Annotated in this window: 15 protein-coding genes and 1 tRNA gene; 5 read left to right on the plus strand and 11 right to left on the minus strand. The window is 67.9% G+C overall.

The window, feature by feature from the left end; translation table 11 throughout:
• Positions 1-2: 2 nt before the first annotated feature.
• Both D7X55_RS19450 and D7X55_RS19455 read left to right on the plus strand, forming a co-directional pair.
• A complete protein-coding gene (locus D7X55_RS19450; RefSeq protein ID WP_121723851.1) occupies positions 3-2,042 on the plus strand; it encodes a M13 family metallopeptidase in 2,040 nt (679 codons plus the stop codon).
• Between the two features lie 27 nt (positions 2,043-2,069).
• Positions 2,070-2,318 carry a GlsB/YeaQ/YmgE family stress response membrane protein gene (locus tag D7X55_RS19455; protein WP_120552641.1) on the plus strand — a complete coding sequence of 83 codons (249 nt, stop codon included), beginning with the start codon at positions 2,070-2,072 and terminating at the stop codon, positions 2,316-2,318.
• 17 nt (positions 2,319-2,335) lie between these two features.
• On the opposite strand, the gene D7X55_RS19460 is transcribed toward D7X55_RS19455, so the two are convergent.
• Complete coding sequence (locus tag D7X55_RS19460; RefSeq protein ID WP_121723852.1) at positions 2,336-3,370, minus strand: PA0069 family radical SAM protein; 1,035 nt, start codon at positions 3,368-3,370, stop codon at positions 2,336-2,338.
• Positions 3,371-3,397: 27 nt separating this feature from the next.
• The gene (locus tag D7X55_RS19465; RefSeq protein ID WP_121723853.1) at positions 3,398-4,015 is read right to left on the minus strand and encodes a hypothetical protein; all 618 of its coding nucleotides are present in this window, start codon (positions 4,013-4,015) and stop codon (positions 3,398-3,400) included.
• 762 nt (positions 4,016-4,777) lie between these two features.
• Here D7X55_RS19465 and D7X55_RS19470 point away from each other — a divergent pair.
• Both D7X55_RS19470 and D7X55_RS19475 read left to right on the plus strand, forming a co-directional pair.
• Entirely contained in the window at positions 4,778-6,073 is a 1,296-nt protein-coding gene (locus D7X55_RS19470) for a hypothetical protein (RefSeq protein WP_147470147.1), read from the plus strand.
• Between the two features lie 216 nt (positions 6,074-6,289).
• Positions 6,290-7,102, plus strand: a complete 813-nt coding sequence (locus D7X55_RS19475; protein WP_121723855.1) for an HNH endonuclease — start codon at positions 6,290-6,292, stop codon at positions 7,100-7,102.
• A gap of 377 nt (positions 7,103-7,479) precedes the next feature.
• On the opposite strand, the gene D7X55_RS19480 is transcribed toward D7X55_RS19475, so the two are convergent.
• The 4 genes from D7X55_RS19480 to D7X55_RS19495 form a co-directional block, all read right to left on the minus strand.
• Positions 7,480-7,552: transfer RNA gene (locus D7X55_RS19480), tRNA-Gly, on the minus strand.
• A gap of 48 nt (positions 7,553-7,600) precedes the next feature.
• On the minus strand, positions 7,601-7,930 hold the full coding sequence (locus D7X55_RS19485; protein WP_121723856.1) for a hypothetical protein: 330 nt from the start codon (positions 7,928-7,930) through the stop codon (positions 7,601-7,603).
• Positions 7,931-7,939: 9 nt separating this feature from the next.
• On the minus strand, positions 7,940-8,764 hold the full coding sequence (locus D7X55_RS19490; RefSeq protein ID WP_158626397.1) for a phospholipase D-like domain-containing protein: 825 nt from the start codon (positions 8,762-8,764) through the stop codon (positions 7,940-7,942).
• Positions 8,765-8,858: 94 nt separating this feature from the next.
• The gene (locus D7X55_RS19495; protein ID WP_121723858.1) at positions 8,859-10,793 is read right to left on the minus strand and encodes an ABC transporter substrate-binding protein; all 1,935 of its coding nucleotides are present in this window, start codon (positions 10,791-10,793) and stop codon (positions 8,859-8,861) included.
• A 192-nt stretch (positions 10,794-10,985) separates the two neighbouring features.
• Between D7X55_RS19495 and D7X55_RS19500 the strand changes: the two genes are divergently transcribed.
• Positions 10,986-11,831 carry a discoidin domain-containing protein gene (locus tag D7X55_RS19500; RefSeq protein ID WP_233609939.1) on the plus strand — a complete coding sequence of 282 codons (846 nt, stop codon included), beginning with the start codon at positions 10,986-10,988 and terminating at the stop codon, positions 11,829-11,831.
• A 59-nt stretch (positions 11,832-11,890) separates the two neighbouring features.
• Here D7X55_RS19500 and D7X55_RS19505 read toward each other — a convergent pair whose 3' ends face one another.
• From D7X55_RS19505 to D7X55_RS19525, 5 genes are all read right to left on the minus strand, one after another.
• Positions 11,891-12,292, minus strand: coding sequence for a zf-TFIIB domain-containing protein (locus tag D7X55_RS19505; RefSeq protein ID WP_120552646.1), 402 nt, complete (start codon positions 12,290-12,292; stop codon positions 11,891-11,893).
• A 176-nt stretch (positions 12,293-12,468) separates the two neighbouring features.
• The gene (murA, locus tag D7X55_RS19510) at positions 12,469-13,740 is read right to left on the minus strand and encodes a UDP-N-acetylglucosamine 1-carboxyvinyltransferase (protein ID WP_121723860.1); all 1,272 of its coding nucleotides are present in this window, start codon (positions 13,738-13,740) and stop codon (positions 12,469-12,471) included.
• Positions 13,741-13,793: 53 nt separating this feature from the next.
• A complete protein-coding gene (gene prmC / locus D7X55_RS19515) occupies positions 13,794-14,660 on the minus strand; it encodes a peptide chain release factor N(5)-glutamine methyltransferase (RefSeq protein ID WP_120552649.1) in 867 nt (288 codons plus the stop codon).
• Positions 14,654-15,745 (minus strand): peptide chain release factor 1, encoded by a 1,092-nt coding sequence (prfA, locus tag D7X55_RS19520; RefSeq protein ID WP_120552648.1) that lies wholly within the window; start codon positions 15,743-15,745, stop codon positions 14,654-14,656. Before prfA ends, prmC begins: the two co-directional genes overlap by 7 nt.
• A gap of 283 nt (positions 15,746-16,028) precedes the next feature.
• A partial coding sequence (locus D7X55_RS19525; protein ID WP_147470148.1) for a CapA family protein occupies positions 16,029-17,116 on the minus strand: 1,088 nt, incomplete at its 5' end.

The raw sequence follows: 17,116 nt of genomic DNA on the forward strand, positions 1-17,116 counted from the left end.
CCGTGGCCGCCACCGCGCCGGCCACCCCCGCGCCCGCGCCGGAGCCCGCCAACGTGCCCATGGCCGAGCGCCCCATGCCCCCGGGCCTGGACGCCGCGGTGATGGACCCGTCCGTGAACCCCTGTGACGACTTCTACCAGTACGCCTGTGGCGGCTGGCTGAAGACGACGGAGATCCCCGCCGAGCGCGCGCGCTGGAGCCGCGGCTTTGAAACGGTGGCCGAGCGCAACCAGACCGTGCTGCGCGACATCCTCACCCAGGCCGCGGAAGGGCAGGGCGAGGCCACCCCCGAGGACAAGAAGCTGGGGGACTTCTACGGCTCGTGCATGGACGAGGCGAAGCTGGAGCAGTCGCTGCCCACGCTGCGCACGTACCTGGCGAAGCTCAACGGCCTGAAGAGCCAGCAGGCGGTGGCCAGCGCGGTGGCGTGGCTGCACGCGCGCGACGTGAACGCGCTCTTCCGCGTGGGGTCGGATCAGGACCAGAAGGACGCCACGCAGGTCATCGCCGTGGTGGACGCCGGGGGCCTGGGCCTGCCGGACCGCGACTACTACCTCAAGCCCGACGTGAAGATGCGCGAGGCGCGCAACGCCTACCAGGCGCACGTGCAGAAGGTGTTCGAGCTGTTGGGGGACGCGCCCTTCGTGGCCAGCCGCAAGGCCATTGGCATCCTGGCCATCGAGACGCGGCTCGCGAACGCGCGGCTGCCCAAGGAGGAGCGGCGCGAGCCGGAGAAGGTCTACCACCGCCTGGAGCGCCAGGGCCTGAAGAAGCTGGCGCCCGCGTTCCAGTGGGACACCTACTTCGCGGAGGTGGGGCTGCCTGCGGGTGAAGCGCTCAACGTGACGGAGCCGAAGTTCTTCTCGGAGGTGTCCGCGCTGGTGCGCCAGCAGCGCCCGACGGACATGGGGCCGTACCTCTCCTACCACCTGGTGAAGGACGTGCAGACGGCGCTGCCCAAGGCGCTGCGCGACGAGTTCTTCCGCTTCGAGTCCTCGGTGCTCACCGGCGCCAAGGCGGACCTGGCGCGCTGGAAGAAGTGCGTGGAGGCCACGGACGACGCGCTGCCGCACGCGCTGGCCAAGCCCTTCATCGCGCGCACCTTCGGCGCGGACGGCAAGGCCACCACCCTGGACATGGTCCAGCAGATTGAGCAGTCCTTCGAGCGCAACCTGGACACGCTGTCCTGGATGGACGCGGAGACGAAGGCCCAGGCGCTGGTGAAGGTGAAGAAGATCACCAACAAGATCGGCTACCCGGACCAGTGGCGCGGCTACGACGGGCTGACGGTGAAGCGCGACTCGTTCCTGGACAACCTGCTGGCGGCGGACGCGTTCGAGCAGGCGCGCCAGCTGCGCAAGGTGGGCCAGCCGGTGGACCGGCAGGAGTGGTTCATGTCCCCGCCCACGGTGAACGCCTACTACAACGCGGCCACCAACGAGATCGTCTTCCCGGCGGGCATCCTCCAGCCGCCGTTCTTCGGGCGGGACGCGTCCGCGGCGGTGAACTTCGGCGCCATGGGCATGGTGGTGGGCCACGAAATCACCCACGGCTTCGACGACGAGGGCCGCCAGTTCGACGCGGACGGCAACCTGCGCACGTGGTGGACCCCGGCCTCCGACAAGGCCTTCCGTGAGCGCGTGGCCTGCGTGAAGAACCAGTACGACGGGTACACCGCCGTGGACGACGTGAAGGTGAACGGCAAGCTCACCCTGGGCGAGAACGTCGCCGACCTGGGCGGCCTCAAGCTGGCGTACGCGGCCATGGAGGCCTACCTGGCCAAGCACCCGGACCAGGCGGCGAAGGCGAACTCGTACCGGTTCACCCCGGGGCAGCAGTTCTTCCTCGCGCACGCGCAATCGTGGTGCTCGAAGATTCGTAATGAGGCTGCGAGGCAGCGGGCGCTGACGGATTCGCACTCGCCGGCGTTCCTGCGCGTGAAGGGGCCGGATGTGAACCTGCCGCAGTTCCAGCAGGCCTTCTCCTGCCCCGCGGGGTCGCCGATGGTGGCGCCCGCCGCGAACCGCTGCGAGGTCTGGTAGGCCTTCGGGCGCTACCGGGAGGACGACATGGGAATCTGTTCGTGGCTGGTGTTGGGCGGTATCGCGGGCTGGCTGGCCAGCATCATCAAGGGCACCAACGCCCGGATGGGGATGTTCGCCAACATCGTCGCCGGCATCGTGGGCGCGATGTTGGGCGGCTGGGTGTTCAGCTTCTTCGGCGGCAGCGGCGTGACGGGCTTCAACCTGTACTCGCTGCTGGTGGCCACGGTGGGCGCCGTCATCCTGCTGTCCATCCTGCAAGTCATCCGCAGATGACGCCCGGCGGTCGCCGCCTAGAAGAGCGACAGCTGGGGTGAGGTGGAGGGCCGCGCGGGGCGCCGGAAGGTGTCCGGCGCGGCCTCCGTGACGGACGACGTGCGCATGCCCACCTTGCGCGCCGCCGTCGCGAAGAGCTGGTGGATGGTCTGCGCGTAGAGCCCTTCGCCGCGCATGCGGTGCTTGAAGCGGCTGTCGGTGAGCTCCCCGCCGCGCGTCTCGCGGATGCGGTGCAGCACCCGGTCCGCGCGCAGGGGCAGCTTCGCGCGCAGGCGCTCCTCGAACACGGCCTGCACGGGGCCGGGAAGCCGCAAGAGCGTGTAGTGCGCGCGCGTGGCGCCGGCCTCACGTGCCGAGGCGAGCACCCGCGCGATGTCCTCATCGTTGAGCCCCGGGATGATGGGGGCCACGGACACGGCCACGTCGATGCCGGCCTCCGTGAGCTTGCGGATGGTGGCCAGCCGGCGCCTGGGCGTGGCGACGAGCGGCTCCATGGCGCGCGCCAGCTCCTCGTTGTGGAAGGGGAGGCTGATGCTCACGAACAGCCGCGTCTGTGCCGCCAGCCGCTGGAGCACGTCCAGGTCGCGCTCAATCAGCACGCCCTTGGTCACGATGCCCACGGGGTTGCGGTACTCGGCGCAGACCTCCAGGCACTGCCGGGTGAGCCGCAGCGAGGCCTCCAGGGGCTGGTAGCAGTCCGTGACGCCGCTGAAGACGACCGTCTCTCCCTTCCACGACGGCCGGTCGAAGGCCTCGCGCAACAGCTCCGGCGCGTTGGGTTTGACGACGAGGCGCGTCTCGAAGTCGGTGCCCGCGCCGAAGTCCAGGTACTGGTGCGTGGGGCGCGCGTAGCAGTAGGCGCAGGCGTGCAGGCAGCCCCGGTACGGGTTGACGCTCCAGGAGAAGCACACGTCGGGGCTGTCGTTGCTCGCGATGATGGAGCGGCTGTGGTCCTCCCAGACTTCGAGGCGCGCGGGAGGAATCTCGTCCAGGTACTCCACCGCGGTGCTGGCCCAGGGGTTGGGCGGATTGTCGACGGGACGGGCCTTCACCCACCCAGGGTGAGGCTGAATGCCCGTTCAGTCAAGACGTCCCGAACGTGTCAGGACGGGCCTGCCCGTGAGCAGGTCCCGGTGCAGCGCTTCGCTCAAGATGAACCGGCCCTCCTGTCCGAGCAGGTGGGCCGGGAGCACCGACGCGAAGTCGCCGACGACGGCCTCCGGCACCACCTCGCGCCAGGTCTCGTCGTCCGTGATGAGCGTGTCGACCGCGAGCGACTGGAACTCCACCTGATGGCCTTCCTCGATGAAGACCCTGGCGCTCAGCCGTCCGCCCACGCCCAGCGTGTCCAGGTCGAACGAATTGGCATACAGGACGTTCGCCACGGTCAGGTTGCCCGTCACCCGGACCTCCGAGCCGCAGACCAGGTCTCGCGCGTGCAGGTTGCCCAGCACGTAGAGCTTGGAGCAGTCATCCTCGTTCTGGAACGCATCCGACAGGCAGCCCTTCACCGTCAGGTTTCCCACGACGATGAGGACCTCGTTGGCCTCCAGCGCGAAGTCGCCGTCGAGCTCCAGGTCGCCTTCGCGCAGCGCGAAGTGGAGGTCCTCCGCGTCGTCCTCGAAGGGGGTCTCCAGCAGGTCGGCGAGCAGTTCGTTGGCGCGGGCGCTATCGGTCGGCTGGAAGTGGCTGGACATGCGCCGGAATCTACCGGCGGCACGGGGCCCCGGAAACACGAAGGCCGGTGGTTCCAGGAAGGAACCACTGGCCCGTGTATCTTCAGAGCGGCGGAAGGGACTCGAACCCTCGACCCCAGAGCCTGGGAAGCGCGGCCTCGAATCGTCCAGGCGTTATCAGCCATTCACAAACCCTCGGGACCGTCGGGAATTTGGGGCAGGGGTCCGTCCAGCCATCCCAGCAGGTAGCGGGGAATCGCAAGGGGCTTGCTGCATCCTGGCTGCAAGGCTCGACTCCTACGCGGCTCCGCGCGCTGCCGAGCGGGCCGGAGCGCCTGCTCACCGTGCGTGAGGTGGCGGAGCGGTTGGCCAGCTGCACCGCCACCGTCTACCGGCTGTGCGAGCGGGCGAACTGCCCCACGTCATGGTGAGGAACGCCATCCGCGTCCGGCGATCGGACGTGGCCTCATTCCTCGCCCGAGACTAGGGCTGACCTGCTGGTTTCCGGTTCCCGCCCCTAAATCAGGAACCGGAACCTTCCGAGCACCGTCCCTGTTGCGCGGGCCACTCGCCTCCAGCCATGGCCACCAAACCGCACGAGTACCGTGGTCGCGTGCTGGGACGACGGGCTCGTGCCCCAAGGAGGCCGCACCGTCTGTGCACGCAGCCCTGTTCGTCCCGGCATCAACGTCCTCCTCCGCGCCGCACCAACTCCCCTCAACAGGGCATCAATCTGTTCTATGCTCCCGTGGCAAATTGGCCTTCTGTGGGGAGAGGTAAGCAATGCCTCTGAAAGCAACCGACGTCTTCACGCCCAACGACTTCCCCGTTCACACCTACATCCAGCGTGCAGGCGAGGATCTCGAAGGACAATTGCGGCGAGCGCTCGCAACTCCGAAGCAGGTGGTATCTCTCTCGGGGCCATCCAAGTCTGGGAAAACCGTGCTCGTAGAGAAGGTCGTGGGCAAGGACAACCTGATCCAAATCTCTGGCGCGATGATCAAGGAGCCGGAGGACCTCTGGAATCTCGTCCTCGACTGGATGGAGGTCCCACACAGCGAGGTCGCACAGGCGGGGGCAACCTCGACTCATCAATCCTCGGTCAAAGGCGGCGGCAAAGCAGGGATTCCGTTCCTAACTGAGGCGTCAGGTGAGGCTGCGTACCAATACGCCAAGGCTAAGACGGAGACGGCCTCTGCGACGTTACAGCGCCGGGGACTGGCACAAGTTGAGAAGGAGATTGCTGGCAGTGCGTTCGTCATCTTTGTCGATGACTTTCACTACATGGATCGAGGCGTGCAGGTCTCAGCTGCCCAGCAGATCAAGGCAGCGGCCGAACGTGGCGTGCGGATCTGTGTTGCGTCGGTTCCGCATCGGGCTGATGACGTTGTCCGGTCAAATCCGGAGTTGAGGGGGCGCACGGCAAACATCGACACTGCTTTCTGGGGGCCGGACCAGCTATCTGAAATCGCGCGCGTCGGCTTTAAGAAACTGAACATGACGATCACCGATGCCGACGCGGTGTTCTTTGCTACCGAGGCCTGCGGGTCACCGCAGATCATGCAATCGCTTTGCCTCCAAACCTGCTTCATCACCGGTACTGAGGAGGAGCAAGCGAAGCAGGAGTCGCTGACACTCAACACTGGTTTGCAGCGCCGTATCCTCCTGGCCACCTCGACAGTGTGCGACTACAGCTCTCTCGTTGGGCAAATGCATCAAGGGCCGAAGACGCGCGGCACCGAGAGGAAGGAGTTCATATTCAAGGACGAATCGAAAGGCGACGTCTACAGGGCCGTGCTGCTGGCGCTTGCTGCAGACCCTCCACGGATGGATTTTCCGTGGGCCGAGATCAGCAAGCGCATTGAGAGTGTCTGTGCGGGCGGGACAACTCCAGTTGGTAGCAGCTACGCCGAGGCGTGTAAGCAGATCAGCACGATCGCTCTTAATGCTTACCCGGCTCAACGCATTATCGAGTGGGACGAGAATGCGAGCGTCGAGACGTTGACGATCGTCGACCCGTATCTCCTCTTCTTCCTGCGCTCCTCGCCAAAACTGGCGAGTTTGGGCAAAGGTAAGTGAAGCCCCAGAGGGACCTGCACAGGCTGCTTAAACGTGGTGGAAGCAGCCTGAAGTAGGAATGAGGGGGAGGCCGCCAGTGCCTCTGTACGCAACGGGTTCCACGCTCCAAGGGACAGCCTCAGGACGTATTGAAGCCTCCCGCACCTGCCCCCGCCACTGGTCCTTCCGCCCTACTGGGGGACGCCGCAGCGGGGCCGGTCTGGGTAATCTGCGCGCATGAGCCAAAGCTCCACGTCTGCTTACCGTGCCCAAGTCTTTGAAGACGACGGCACGCCACTCAAAGCAACTTTCAACTTCCAGTTGCGCGACGGGAAAACAACGATCCTGTTCTACAGCCGGGGTGGGAAATCCGACCTGCCTGGCGCGCGCAATCCGGACTACCACCTTGGGTTGGAGGTTCTCATCGGTCGCTTGGGTTCCGGGGGGGCTCGGCTTGATGAGGTGCACTTGGAAACCGGCCGCGAGCATCGGGTGCTTGATGTGCCCCCAATGGACCTGCGGATTGCCGATGCCAACAAGGTGCGGAAACACCTCTCGCGCGCGCAAGAGAGCAACGGAATTCGGCAGATTCGACTGTTCTTCTCGGGGCTGAACGTCCCTCTCGAACAAATCGAGGAGTTCCTATCGAGGGGCAGCGCGGGCGTAATGGTGCCGGACGCACCCGATTGGTACGAGCCTGTGACGGTCCTCTCTCGCACTGAGGGCCGAGTGCGTGTCCGCCTCTCGAAGGTAGCGGAGAGGGACCCTTCGCTCCGAGCCGCTGCGATCAGGGTGCACGGAGCTCGCTGCGTGGTCTGCGGGTTTTCCTTCGGTGATACCTATGGCGAATGGGGAGCGGGCTTCATCGAGGTTCACCACCTCCTGCCCATCGCTGACGGAGAGCGCGCCACAGACCCCACGAAGGAGCTCAGGCCTCTCTGCGCGAACTGCCACTGCATGGTTCACAGAAGGCGCGGGATCACGCTCACCATCGAGGAACTGCGGGCGAAGTTGCTGACTCAGCTGGGCACTGGGACGCGCGTCTCTTGATCCTGAGGGAAACCGGCGGAATTTGGGGGCCGCATCCTAGGGCAGCCACCCATCGCTTCCGGAGCCTCTCAGGCCCCTGAAGCACAGGCCAATGGAGCATCCACATCAATTGGTCCCCGTGTCAGCGTTACCCATTCTGATGCTCTGGATCCGCGGACTCAGAAGCGCACGGCGGGGACTTCTGGGAGTAGCCCGGTTCCGTGGACACCGGAGATGTGAGGAGCGACCGGGCGTTCAGAATCGAGGTGTTGTCCATCCACCAGGACCGCCGAGGCACGTACGGCGCTCCGCGCGTGCATGCGGAGATGAAGGCGCGAGGTCCGGAAACACGAAGGCCGGTGGTTCCAGGAAGGAACCACCGGCCCGTGTCTCTTCAGAGCGGCGGAAGGGATTCGAACCCTCGACCCCGAGCTTGGGAAGCTCGTGCTCTACCAACTGAGCTACCACCGCAGGTGACGCGCGAAACGGGGCCCAAAGTAGGGGCGGGGCCCGGCCTTGTCAACGGGAAGAAACGCCCTGTTCGTGGCGAACCTTTCCGCATGCGGCGCAGTACCGGGCCTCGGGGGGCCGCAGGGGTTTGCCGCAGGCCGTGCACGGCGGGCCGTACCAGGCGATGCGGTGGTGCATCACCGCGTTCGGATGGCAGCCGGCGTAGCCCGTCAGCCGCTCGTAGGCCTGGCTGACGGGTGCGAAGGGGGCCTCCAGGGAGGGCTCCTTCGGCTTCTCCGAACGGAACGCGGCACGGTAGAGGCTCGAAACCTCCTCGAACTCCGCCTCGTCCAGCATCGGCATCTCCTGCCGGTAGCGCCAACACCAGAGCATCTTCATGGCCAGGACCTAGAACGGGATGTTGTCGTCGTCGCTGGCAGGCGGCAGGGCGTCGAAACAGGGACGGCACAGGGGCCTGGCCATCGACGTCTTCTTGGGCTCGCCGCAGTCATGGCAGTACTTCTCGGGGTAGTTCTTGTCCTCGTACTTCTTCCACGAGTTGAAGCAGCTACGGCAGAGTGGACGCTCCATGTTGAACTCGAGCTCATCGCGGCAGCGGATGCAGTGACCCGTGTCGGGCCCGTCATCAATGACCACCTGCAACGGGGCCCTGGTCTCCCGGGCTGGCGTGGGACGAGGCTCGCGCTTGGGAGCCGGTGGCTCGGGCGTCTTCGCGGCGGGAGCTGAGAGCGGGGGCACGGCCTGGGCCGTCAGATGGACTTCGCGCTTCAGGAAGTCATCCACCGCGGCGTACTCAGCGGTGCCCGCAGTGAGCCACGTACCAATCTCGATGCTGTTGTTGAAAGAGGACTCCAGGAGATTGAGCGACGTGAGTAGGGCGTTCTTCTCCGAAATGTAGACCTTCGCGTGAAGGTCCTTCAGGAGGAGGACCTTCAGGCCGGCCTGGCGCAGCTGCGTGAGTGCGTCCGAGTCCAGCGGGTCTTCCTTGCCGGTGCTGAAGTCCCTGTCCCGCAGGACCAGCGTCACCTCCACGCGCTTCGCCAGTGCGCCGTGAATATGGCGCGCCAGGAGCCGGAGCTTGTCGAACCGCACGTAGGGACTGACCAGGACGAGATGTCGCTCTGCCTCGGTGATGATGCGGGTCAGGTGCGCCTGAGTGTCCGACGAACCGAGGATGGCAATCCTGGACTTCTCGGGTACGACCGCCGTCAACACGACCTCCTGGTTGGCTTGTAATGGCAAGCCTAACAACAGCTGGCATCACGGCGGCAAGGGGCCGTGATGCCAGCCATTGGAGGGTGCGGCGCTACTCCCCCTCCTCGACGGTCAGCTGGTACGAGTCCTGGAAGTTCGCCTCGCGGTTCTTCGCGTCGCGGACCTCGAACACGTACACGCCCGGCTCCGCGCTGTAGCGGATGGTCTCCGGCTGGTCGCCCTTGGCGCGGTCGGACGTCTGCACGAGCGTCAGCTTCCCGTCCGGCTGCACGCGGTGCAGGTACAGCCCCACGTCCACCTTCAGGATGCCCAGCAGCGTCGCGGTGATGGCCGTGCGCACCGGCCGGTCGGACAGGTCCACCCGGAAGAAGTCCACGTCCTTCGCCGGGTACACCGTGCCTCGCACCGCCTTGCCCAACGTCAGGTCCTGCGCGCGGTCGGCGGTGTTGTTGGGCTCGCGCTCCTGGCTTCCGTCGTCCGGCACCGTCGTCACGCTGATGCGGTAGGGCTGCTCCGCGTTCTCGAAGTCCTTCACGAACTTGCCGTTCACCTTGCGGAAAGAGCCCTCCACCCGGAAGTAGCAGGTGCCGTTGCACGCGACGTTGTTCAGCCGCTCCGGCTCCTTGAGTGCGCCGTCGTTGGCCTTGAGCAGCACCGTCTCCTTCTGCCCGTCGCCCTGCGGCGGCTCCACCATGGTCAGCGTCAGGTCCAACCGGTCCACGCCCGACAGCTCCACCTTCGCCAGCACCGGCTCGCGCGTCGTCAGCACGTAGTTGTCCACGTCCGACTTGGGCGACAGGAAGCCCTCGCGGAAGCCCGCGCCCGTCAGCGGCGTGGCCTTGAGCAGTTCGTCATTGGGCTCCAGCTCCGCGTGCGCCCCCGCCTCCTCCTGGGACACCGTCAGCGTGTAGGGCACCTGCGCGTTGTACGTGCGCCGCTGCGCCTTGCCCGTCCCCGTCCAGCCGCCCTTCACCACCACGTAGACCACCCGGTCCGTGGCCCGCACGCCGATGTTGCGCAGGGCCAGGGGCTCGCCCTCCTTGCCCTGCAGCGTGAAGAGCGGCGCCTCCGCGGCGGACAGCACGGAAATCTCCGGCCGCACGCCCTCCACGGCGGACAATTCAATCTTCAGCGCCACCGACGGCACCTCGGGCTCGGGCGCCGGCGCACCCGCGTCCACCGCCTGGGCCGCCATCGCTCCGCCCAGCTCCCCGGGCGCCGTGGGCATCGAGCCCTCCGGCGGCGGCGCGGGAGGCTCTCCGCCTCCGAACGTGCCCTCGGGGGAGGGCGCCCCGGTGTCGTCGACGGCCGGCGTTTCGTCCGGCACGGACGGCGGCGGCACGGCCGCGGGCGGCGCACCCGGGGCCGGAGCCGCGGGAGCGCCGCTGTCCTGCGCCGCGGGCACTTCGCCCTCGGGCGTGGCGGGGCCGGGCAGCTCCACCCGGTACCAGTCCTCATCCCCCGAGTGCCCCAGGAACGCCGTCACCGTCTGCCCCAGGGGCAGCGCGATGGCGTCCACCGCGCGGTCGTTGGGCTCGCGCTCCTCGCCGTCGTTGGGCTGGCGGTACTTCACCTCCAGCGTGTACGCCCCGCCCATGCCCTTGCGCGCGGGGGACACCACCAGCCAGCGCTCCTGCTCCACGTAGAGGTTGGGAAGGCGCTCTCCCTTGCCCTCGCCCTCGCTGTTGACGCCCACCAGCCGGTTGCGGTCCTGGTCGTAGACGTCCAGCTTCACGTCCCCGCCGGGCAGGCCCGTCACCGTCACGTCCGCGATGCGCGCGGTGCCGGGAGCCAGCCGGTACCAGTCCTCATCCAGCTTGTTGGGCTCCGCCGCCAGGCCTCCCGTCACCACGCTGTCGCGAGTAATCGCCAGCGCCTGGTCGGGCCGCTCGTTGGGCTCCTTCTCCATGAGGGCGGCGGGGCCCGTCTCCACCACGCCCGCGTCCGGCACCTCCGCCGGCATGTCCTTCTTGCACGCGGCCACCCCCAGCAGCCCCATGACACTGACCCAGCCCCAACGTCGCATCACGTCTTCCTCCTCGGTCGGTCCGCCTTGTCGGCCTGGGCGTGTCCGGGTGTCAAGCACCCCCAACCCCCGGCGGGCCGCTTTCATCCGCGCGCCCCGCGGGCGCCCCCGGGCCCGGGTCCTGTCCGGTGGTGACGGAAGGCAGACAACCGGACTGGAGCCGTGGGGTGGGGACGATCCAAGATGCGCCCCATGCGACGCCTGTCCCTGGCCTCCCTGCTCCTCGTGTCTCCGTCCGTCCTCGCCGCCGCGCCCGCCGCGCCCGGCTATGCCCAGGCGGAGGCCTGGCTGGAGAAGGAGGCGCGCCCGGACCACTACGTGCCCCTGAACCTGCTGGACGGCCGGGACACCACCGCCTGGTGCGCGGAAGGGGAGAAGCCCTCTCACGTCTTCATCGGCTTCAAGGAGCCCGTCACCCTGGACGAGGTGCGCGTCTACACGGGCGACGGCACGTCCCGGGACGCCTTCAAGGCCAACGGCCGCGTGCGCAAGTTCACCCTCACCAGCGTGGACGCGTCCCGCAGCGTCACCGTGCAGGACAAGCGCGGCCTGCAGGCCGTGCCCCTGTCCCAGCCGCTCTTCGGCGCGCGCTTCATCCTGGAGGTCGCGGACCGCTTCCCGGGCACCAAGGAGGACGGCCCGGTGTGCCTCACCGACCTCGTCCTCTACTCGGGCGGCAAGCCCCTCAACGGCCCCATGCTGGCCACCCGGTACAAGTACGACGCGCGCGTGGCGCCGCTCGTGGGCACCTGGTTCGGCGGCCACGAGGGCGCGCCGGAGCGCTTCCTCTCCTTCTTCGTGGACGGCACCTGGCGCTTCTCGCTGGAGCCCCTGGAGACGCCCGAGCCCACCACCGTCGTCTCCGGCACCTACACGGTGTCCGGCAACAAGGTGACGCTGGACATCCCCAAGAAGGGCAAGGTGACGGCGCGCTTCGAGCGGACCCCCGCGGGCGAGGGGCCGAAGGCGGCCGCCGGGCTGACGCTGGACGGGACGCTCCCCGAGGAGTGGGGCAGCGCCTTCCGCAGCCAGCCGTGAGGAAACTCAAAGGGCGCCAGGAGAAGCTCCCCAGGCGCCCGCCGAGCTGAGCCTGGGGCCTAGATGGCGGCCTTGGCCTTCCGCTTCGCGTCGAAGTTGCGGAAGAAGGTGACGATCTCCTGCTCGGCGGCCTTGGCGTCCGTGGCGTCCGCGAACTCCGACTCCAGGAAGATGCCGCCGCAGGACTCGCAGGTGTCGTAGTTCAGGGGGTGATTCCGGTCACCACCGTCGATGCGGACGAAGTCCACCTGGCAGTCGGGGCACTGCCCCGTCAGGGCCTCCGCGTCGACCTTGCCCCCCAGCTGCTCCAGACCGGGCAGGTTGTTGTGGAGGAGGATGCGGCGCAGGTCCGAGACGTCGATCCACAGACCTCCGCATTCTCCACACTTCCGCAACGTCTCGTCGTGATCTCCCGGGAGATCAGTCATTTCGACGTCGGCGTTGCAACCGGGGCAATTCATGGGGCGGCTCGTTCTCCTGAAACGGGGAGCCCACACGGGGCTCCCGGTGAATGGAGAATGATAAGTCGCCCAAAAATTGGGATGCAACCCGTGCAGCCGCTTCTGTTGGCAACGTGCCGTCAGGCAGCCCCCTGGGGCTCAGGCCGCTGCTCGGGCCGGTGCTCGGGCTGCAGTGCTCAGGCCCGCTCCTTCACCCTGCGGATTTCCGCACCCAGGCCCCTCAGCTTGCGCTCCAGCCGCTCGTACCCACGGTCCAGGTGGTAGACGCGGCTGACCTCCGTCTGCCCGTCAGCCACCAGACCGGCCAGGATGAGCGACGCGCTGGCGCGCAGGTCGGTGGCCATCACCGGCGCCCCGCTGAGCTTCTTCACGCCCTTCACCACCGCCGTGTGCCCCTGGATGGTGATGTCCGCGCCCAGCCGGTGCAGCTCCGGCACGTGCATGAAGCGGTTCTCGAAGATGTTCTCGCTGATGACGGACGTGCCGTGGCTCACCGTCATGAGGGCCATCAACTGCGCCTGCATGTCCGTGGGGAAGCCCGGGTGCTCCGTGGTGGTGATGTTCACTGACTTCAGGGACCGGGGCGCCTTGCAGCGGATGCCGCCGTCCTCCACGGTGAGCGTGCAGCCCGCCTCGCGCAGCTTGTCCATCACCGCGTCCAGGTGCTCCGGCCGCGCGTGCTTCACCAGCACGTTGCCCCCGCTGATGGCCGCCGCCACCAGCAGCGTGCCCGCCTCGATGCGGTCCGGCAGGATGGCGTGGTCCACCGGGGTCAGCGACTCCACGCCCTCGATGGTGATGACGGACGTGCCCGCGCCCTCCACCTTCGCGCCCATCTTGTTGAGGACCCGCGCCAGCTCCTCCACCTCCGGCTCGCGCGCGCAGTTCTCCATCACGGTGCGGCCCTTCGCGAGCACCGCCGCCATCATCACGTTCTCCGTGCCGGTGACGGTGATGACGTCGAAGTTCACCATGCCGCCCTTGAGCTGCTTCGCCCGGGCCTCCACGTAGCCTTCCGTCAGGTGGATGTCCGCGCCCAGCGCCTTCAGGCCCTTCAGGTGCTGGTCGATGGGGCGCGCGCCAATGGCGCACCCGCCCGGCATGGACACGCGCGCGCGGCCAAGGCGCGCCACCAGCGGCCCCAGCACCAGCACGCTGGCGCGCATGGTCTTCACCAGCTCGTAGGGGGCCTCCGGGGTGATGGTCCCCGCGATGCTGATTTCACACGTGTCCGCCTTCTTGCCGGTGAGCCGCGCGGCCTCGCAGCCCATGGTGCGCAGCACCTCCAGCATCGTGGCCACGTCCGCCAGGTCCGGCACGTTGCGGAAGGTGGTGGTGCCATCCGCCAGCAGCGCGGAGGCCAGGATGGGCAGCGCCGCGTTCTTCGCGCCGGAGACCTCCACCTCGCCGTGCAGCGCGGTGCCACCCTTCATGACGATCTTGTCCATGTCTTTGCCGTGCCTCTTCCCGTGCTGCTGCCGGGCCGCACATGCCGTGGCCGTCAGGCCGCGGGCTGTGTCCCGAACGCCATGCGTTCACGCCGCTCCAGGTCCTTCTCCACGCGCGCGTCCGAGTAGCCCGCGGCCCGCAGGAGCTCCAGGACGGCGCTTCCCTGGGTCTCACCCATCTCCAATGCAAGCAGTCCGCCAGGCTCCAGCACCCGCCGGGCACCCTGGATGACCCGCCGGAGCGCCGAAAGGCCATCCGGTCCGCCATCCAGCGCCAGCCGGGGCTCGCGCCGCACCTCGGCGGACAGCCCGGCGATGTCGCCCGAGTCGATGTACGGCGGGTTGGACACCACCACCCGGAACGTGTCGCCTGGGGGCAGGGGAGAGAAGAGGTCTCCCTCCAGCACGCTCACGCGGTCCGCCACGCCCAGGGCCTGCGCGTTCTCACGCGCCAGCGCGCACGCGTCCTTCGACAGGTCCGTGGCCACCACCGTCGCCTGCGGCCGCTCCGCCGCGATGCTGATGGCGATGCAGCCGGAGCCCGTGCAGACATCCAGCACGCGGCTGGGGGCGTCCCTGGGCACCGCGTGCAGCACCGCCTCCACCAGCAGCTCCGTCTCCGGCCGGGGGATGAGCACGCGCGCGTCCACCTTGAACGGGCGGTTGTAGAACTCCTTCGCGCCCGTCAGGTAGTTGGTGGGCTCGCCCGCCATCCTGCGCTCGATGAGCGCCTTGAAGGCGGCCAGCTCGTCCTTGGACAGGGGCCGGTCCAGGTCCACGTACAGGCGCACGCGGCCCGTCTTGAGCACGTGCGCCAGCAGGATCTCCGTCGTGAGCCGGGGTGCGTCCACCCCGCGCTTCTCGAAGTGCCCCGTCGTCCAGGTGAGGATGCGACGGATGGTCCAGACGTCGCTCATGATTCGCTGGGGGGCCGCCCGCCACCCGTCTGCGCCTTGAGGGCCTCCGCCTGGTAGTGCGTGCGGCAGGCGGTGATGACCTCGTCCACGTTGCCCACCATGATGGCCGGCAGGTTGTGCACGGTGAGCCCGATGCGGTGGTCGGTGAGCCGGTCCTGCGGGAAGTTGTAGGTGCGGATCTTCTCGCTGCGGTCGCCCGTGCCCACCTGGCCGCGGCGCATGGAGTCGCGCTCGTTGCGGATGCGCTCCTGCTCCATGTCGTAGAGCTTCGCGCGCAGCATGCGCAGGGCCATGGCGCGGTTCTTCCCCTGGCTCTTCTCCTGCTGGCACTTCACCACGATGCCGGACGGCTTGTGGATGAGGCGCACCGCGGAGTCCGTGGTGTTGACGCTCTGGCCGCCGGCGCCCGTGGAGCGCATCACCTGCATCTCGATGTCCGCCGGGTTGATCTGCACGTCCACGTCCTCCGCCTCCGGCATCACCGACACGGTGATGGTGGAGGTGTGGATGCGCCCTTGCGTCTCCGTGGCCGGCACGCGCTGCACTCTGTGAACGCCGGACTCGTACTTCAGGTTGCTGAACACCGCGTCGCCGGACAGCGTCACCGTGGCGTCCTTCACGCCGCCGGCGTTGCCCGCGCTCATGTCCAGGATGTCCGCCTTCCAGCCCCGGCGGTCCGCGTAGCGCAGGTACATCTGCATGACCTCCTCGGCGAAGAGGGCCGCCTCGTCGCCGCCCGCGCCCGCGCGGATCTCCAGGATGACGTTCTTCTCGTCATTGGGGTCCTTGGGCAGCAGGAGGATCTTGAGCGCGGACTCCAGCTCCTCGCGCTGCGCCTTCAGCCCGGGCAGGGCCTCCTTGGCGTAGGCCTTCTCGTCGGGGTCGGCGCTGGACAGCCACGCCTCCACCTCGTTGAGGTCCGCCAGCACCTTGCGGTAGCCGCGGAACGTCTCCACGAGCCGCTCCAGCGCGGCTCGCTCCTTGGAGACCTTCTGGAGCTTCGCCGTGTCGGCGAGGATATCGGGGTTCGACAGGTCGGCCGTGAGCCGCTCGAAACGGCGCTCGACCTCTTCCAGTTTGTCAATCATGCGTGGTTCCCGGGGCGTCTTGCCCCTTTGGCTGCCCCGTGGCAAGGCCCGAGGGCGTCAAGGAAAACCTTGGCCGTGCGGGCAGTGGCATGTAAGAACGGCCCCCGTCGCCGCCCGGTGCGGCTCGAATCACGCTCAACACGGAGTCCTTCACATGGCCGCACAGAAGGGGAATCGTTCCAAGAAGAAGCTGAAGAACCGCGCCAAGACCCGGAAGGCGCAGCTGAAGCGCCGCCGCACGCGCTTCAAGCGCGGCCAGCGCAACAACAAGTAGTGCCGGAAGCTACTGCCCCCCTCTCACATTGGAGGAGGGGGGCGGTGGGCTCCCTGCTCCCCCTGCTTCCGTCGGCTCCGTCGGCTCCAACGCCGGGAGCATCCGCTCCAGCCCGGGCGTCCCCTGCGACGCGGTGCGCAGCAGCGTCATCACCCCTTCGGCCTCGGCACCCGTCACGGGCACCGGCTGGACGGGGAACTCGGGGTAGCGGTCGGTCCTGAGGGGCAGCACGTCACTGGAGAGATAACCCGTGGAGTCGAAGCGCGCCCGCCACAGGACGCTGCGCTTGTCCCGGGGGTTCCAGTTCCCGCCGAACACGAAGTTGCCCAGCGAGTAGAGCACCGGCCTGCCCCGGTACAGCTCCATGGACTGGAGCACGTGCGGGTGGCTCCCCAGCACCCCCGCCGCCCCCGCGTCGATGGCCGCGTGCGCCAGGCGCACCTGGTACTGCTCCGGGGTGGTGTTGCCCTCGATGCCCCAGTGGAAGAAGGGCAATACGACGTCCGCCTGGGCCTTCGCGCTGGAGATGTCCTCGCGCAGCATCCGCTCCATCTCGTCCACGTCGGAGAAGTGCCCGGCCACGCCCGGCGTGGTGTCCGTGGCGTAGACCTCCCGGGGCTCGATGTTGCGCGTGCCCAGGAAGAAGTAGCCCAGGAACGCGACCTTCAGGCCCCCCACGGTGAGGAGGGCCGGGCGGCGCGCCTCCGCCAGGGTGCGGCCCGCCCCGAAGTAGGGGATGCGCGCGGCCTCCAGGGAGGTGAGGGTGTCCAGCAGCCCCTGCGCGCCGTAGTCCATCATGTGGTTGTTGGCCAGGCTCACCACGCCCACGCGGCCCGCGGTGAGCACGTTCACCAGCTCCGGGCGCGCCCGGAAGTTGAAGTTCTTGGGCAGCTTCACCGTGCTGTCCGTGTACGGGCACTCCAGGTTCACGACGAACAGGTCGCCGGAGTCCACGATGGGCATCACCTCGCGGAAGCCGTACGCGAACATCTCCTCGCGCGTCTTGCCCTTGGCCACCTGATCGTCGAAGTACTCCTCGTAGTGGTAGCCCACCGTCACGTCGCCGCCCACCACCAGCGTCACCGCCGGAGCAGGGG

Source organism: Corallococcus sp. AB049A (assembly GCF_003668885.1).
GTDB classification, from domain to species: Bacteria; Myxococcota; Myxococcia; order Myxococcales; family Myxococcaceae; genus Corallococcus; species Corallococcus interemptor.

Coding starts and splice junctions, on each gene's coding strand:
- D7X55_RS19495 (WP_121723858.1), bottom strand. CDS start 10,793: ATGCGACGTTGGGGCTGGGTCAGTGTCATGGGGCTGCTGGGGGTGGCC.
- prfA (WP_120552648.1), bottom strand. CDS start 15,745: ATGATTGACAAACTGGAAGAGGTCGAGCGCCGTTTCGAGCGGCTCACG.
- D7X55_RS19500 (WP_233609939.1), top strand. CDS start 10,986: ATGCGACGCCTGTCCCTGGCCTCCCTGCTCCTCGTGTCTCCGTCCGTC.
- D7X55_RS19505 (WP_120552646.1), bottom strand. CDS start 12,292: ATGAATTGCCCCGGTTGCAACGCCGACGTCGAAATGACTGATCTCCCG.
- D7X55_RS19455 (WP_120552641.1), top strand. CDS start 2,070: ATGGGAATCTGTTCGTGGCTGGTGTTGGGCGGTATCGCGGGCTGGCTG.
- D7X55_RS19485 (WP_121723856.1), bottom strand. CDS start 7,930: ATGAAGATGCTCTGGTGTTGGCGCTACCGGCAGGAGATGCCGATGCTG.
- D7X55_RS19475 (WP_121723855.1), top strand. CDS start 6,290: ATGAGCCAAAGCTCCACGTCTGCTTACCGTGCCCAAGTCTTTGAAGAC.
- murA (WP_121723860.1), bottom strand. CDS start 13,740: ATGGACAAGATCGTCATGAAGGGTGGCACCGCGCTGCACGGCGAGGTG.
- D7X55_RS19465 (WP_121723853.1), bottom strand. CDS start 4,015: ATGTCCAGCCACTTCCAGCCGACCGATAGCGCCCGCGCCAACGAACTG.
- D7X55_RS19470 (WP_147470147.1), top strand. CDS start 4,778: ATGCCTCTGAAAGCAACCGACGTCTTCACGCCCAACGACTTCCCCGTT.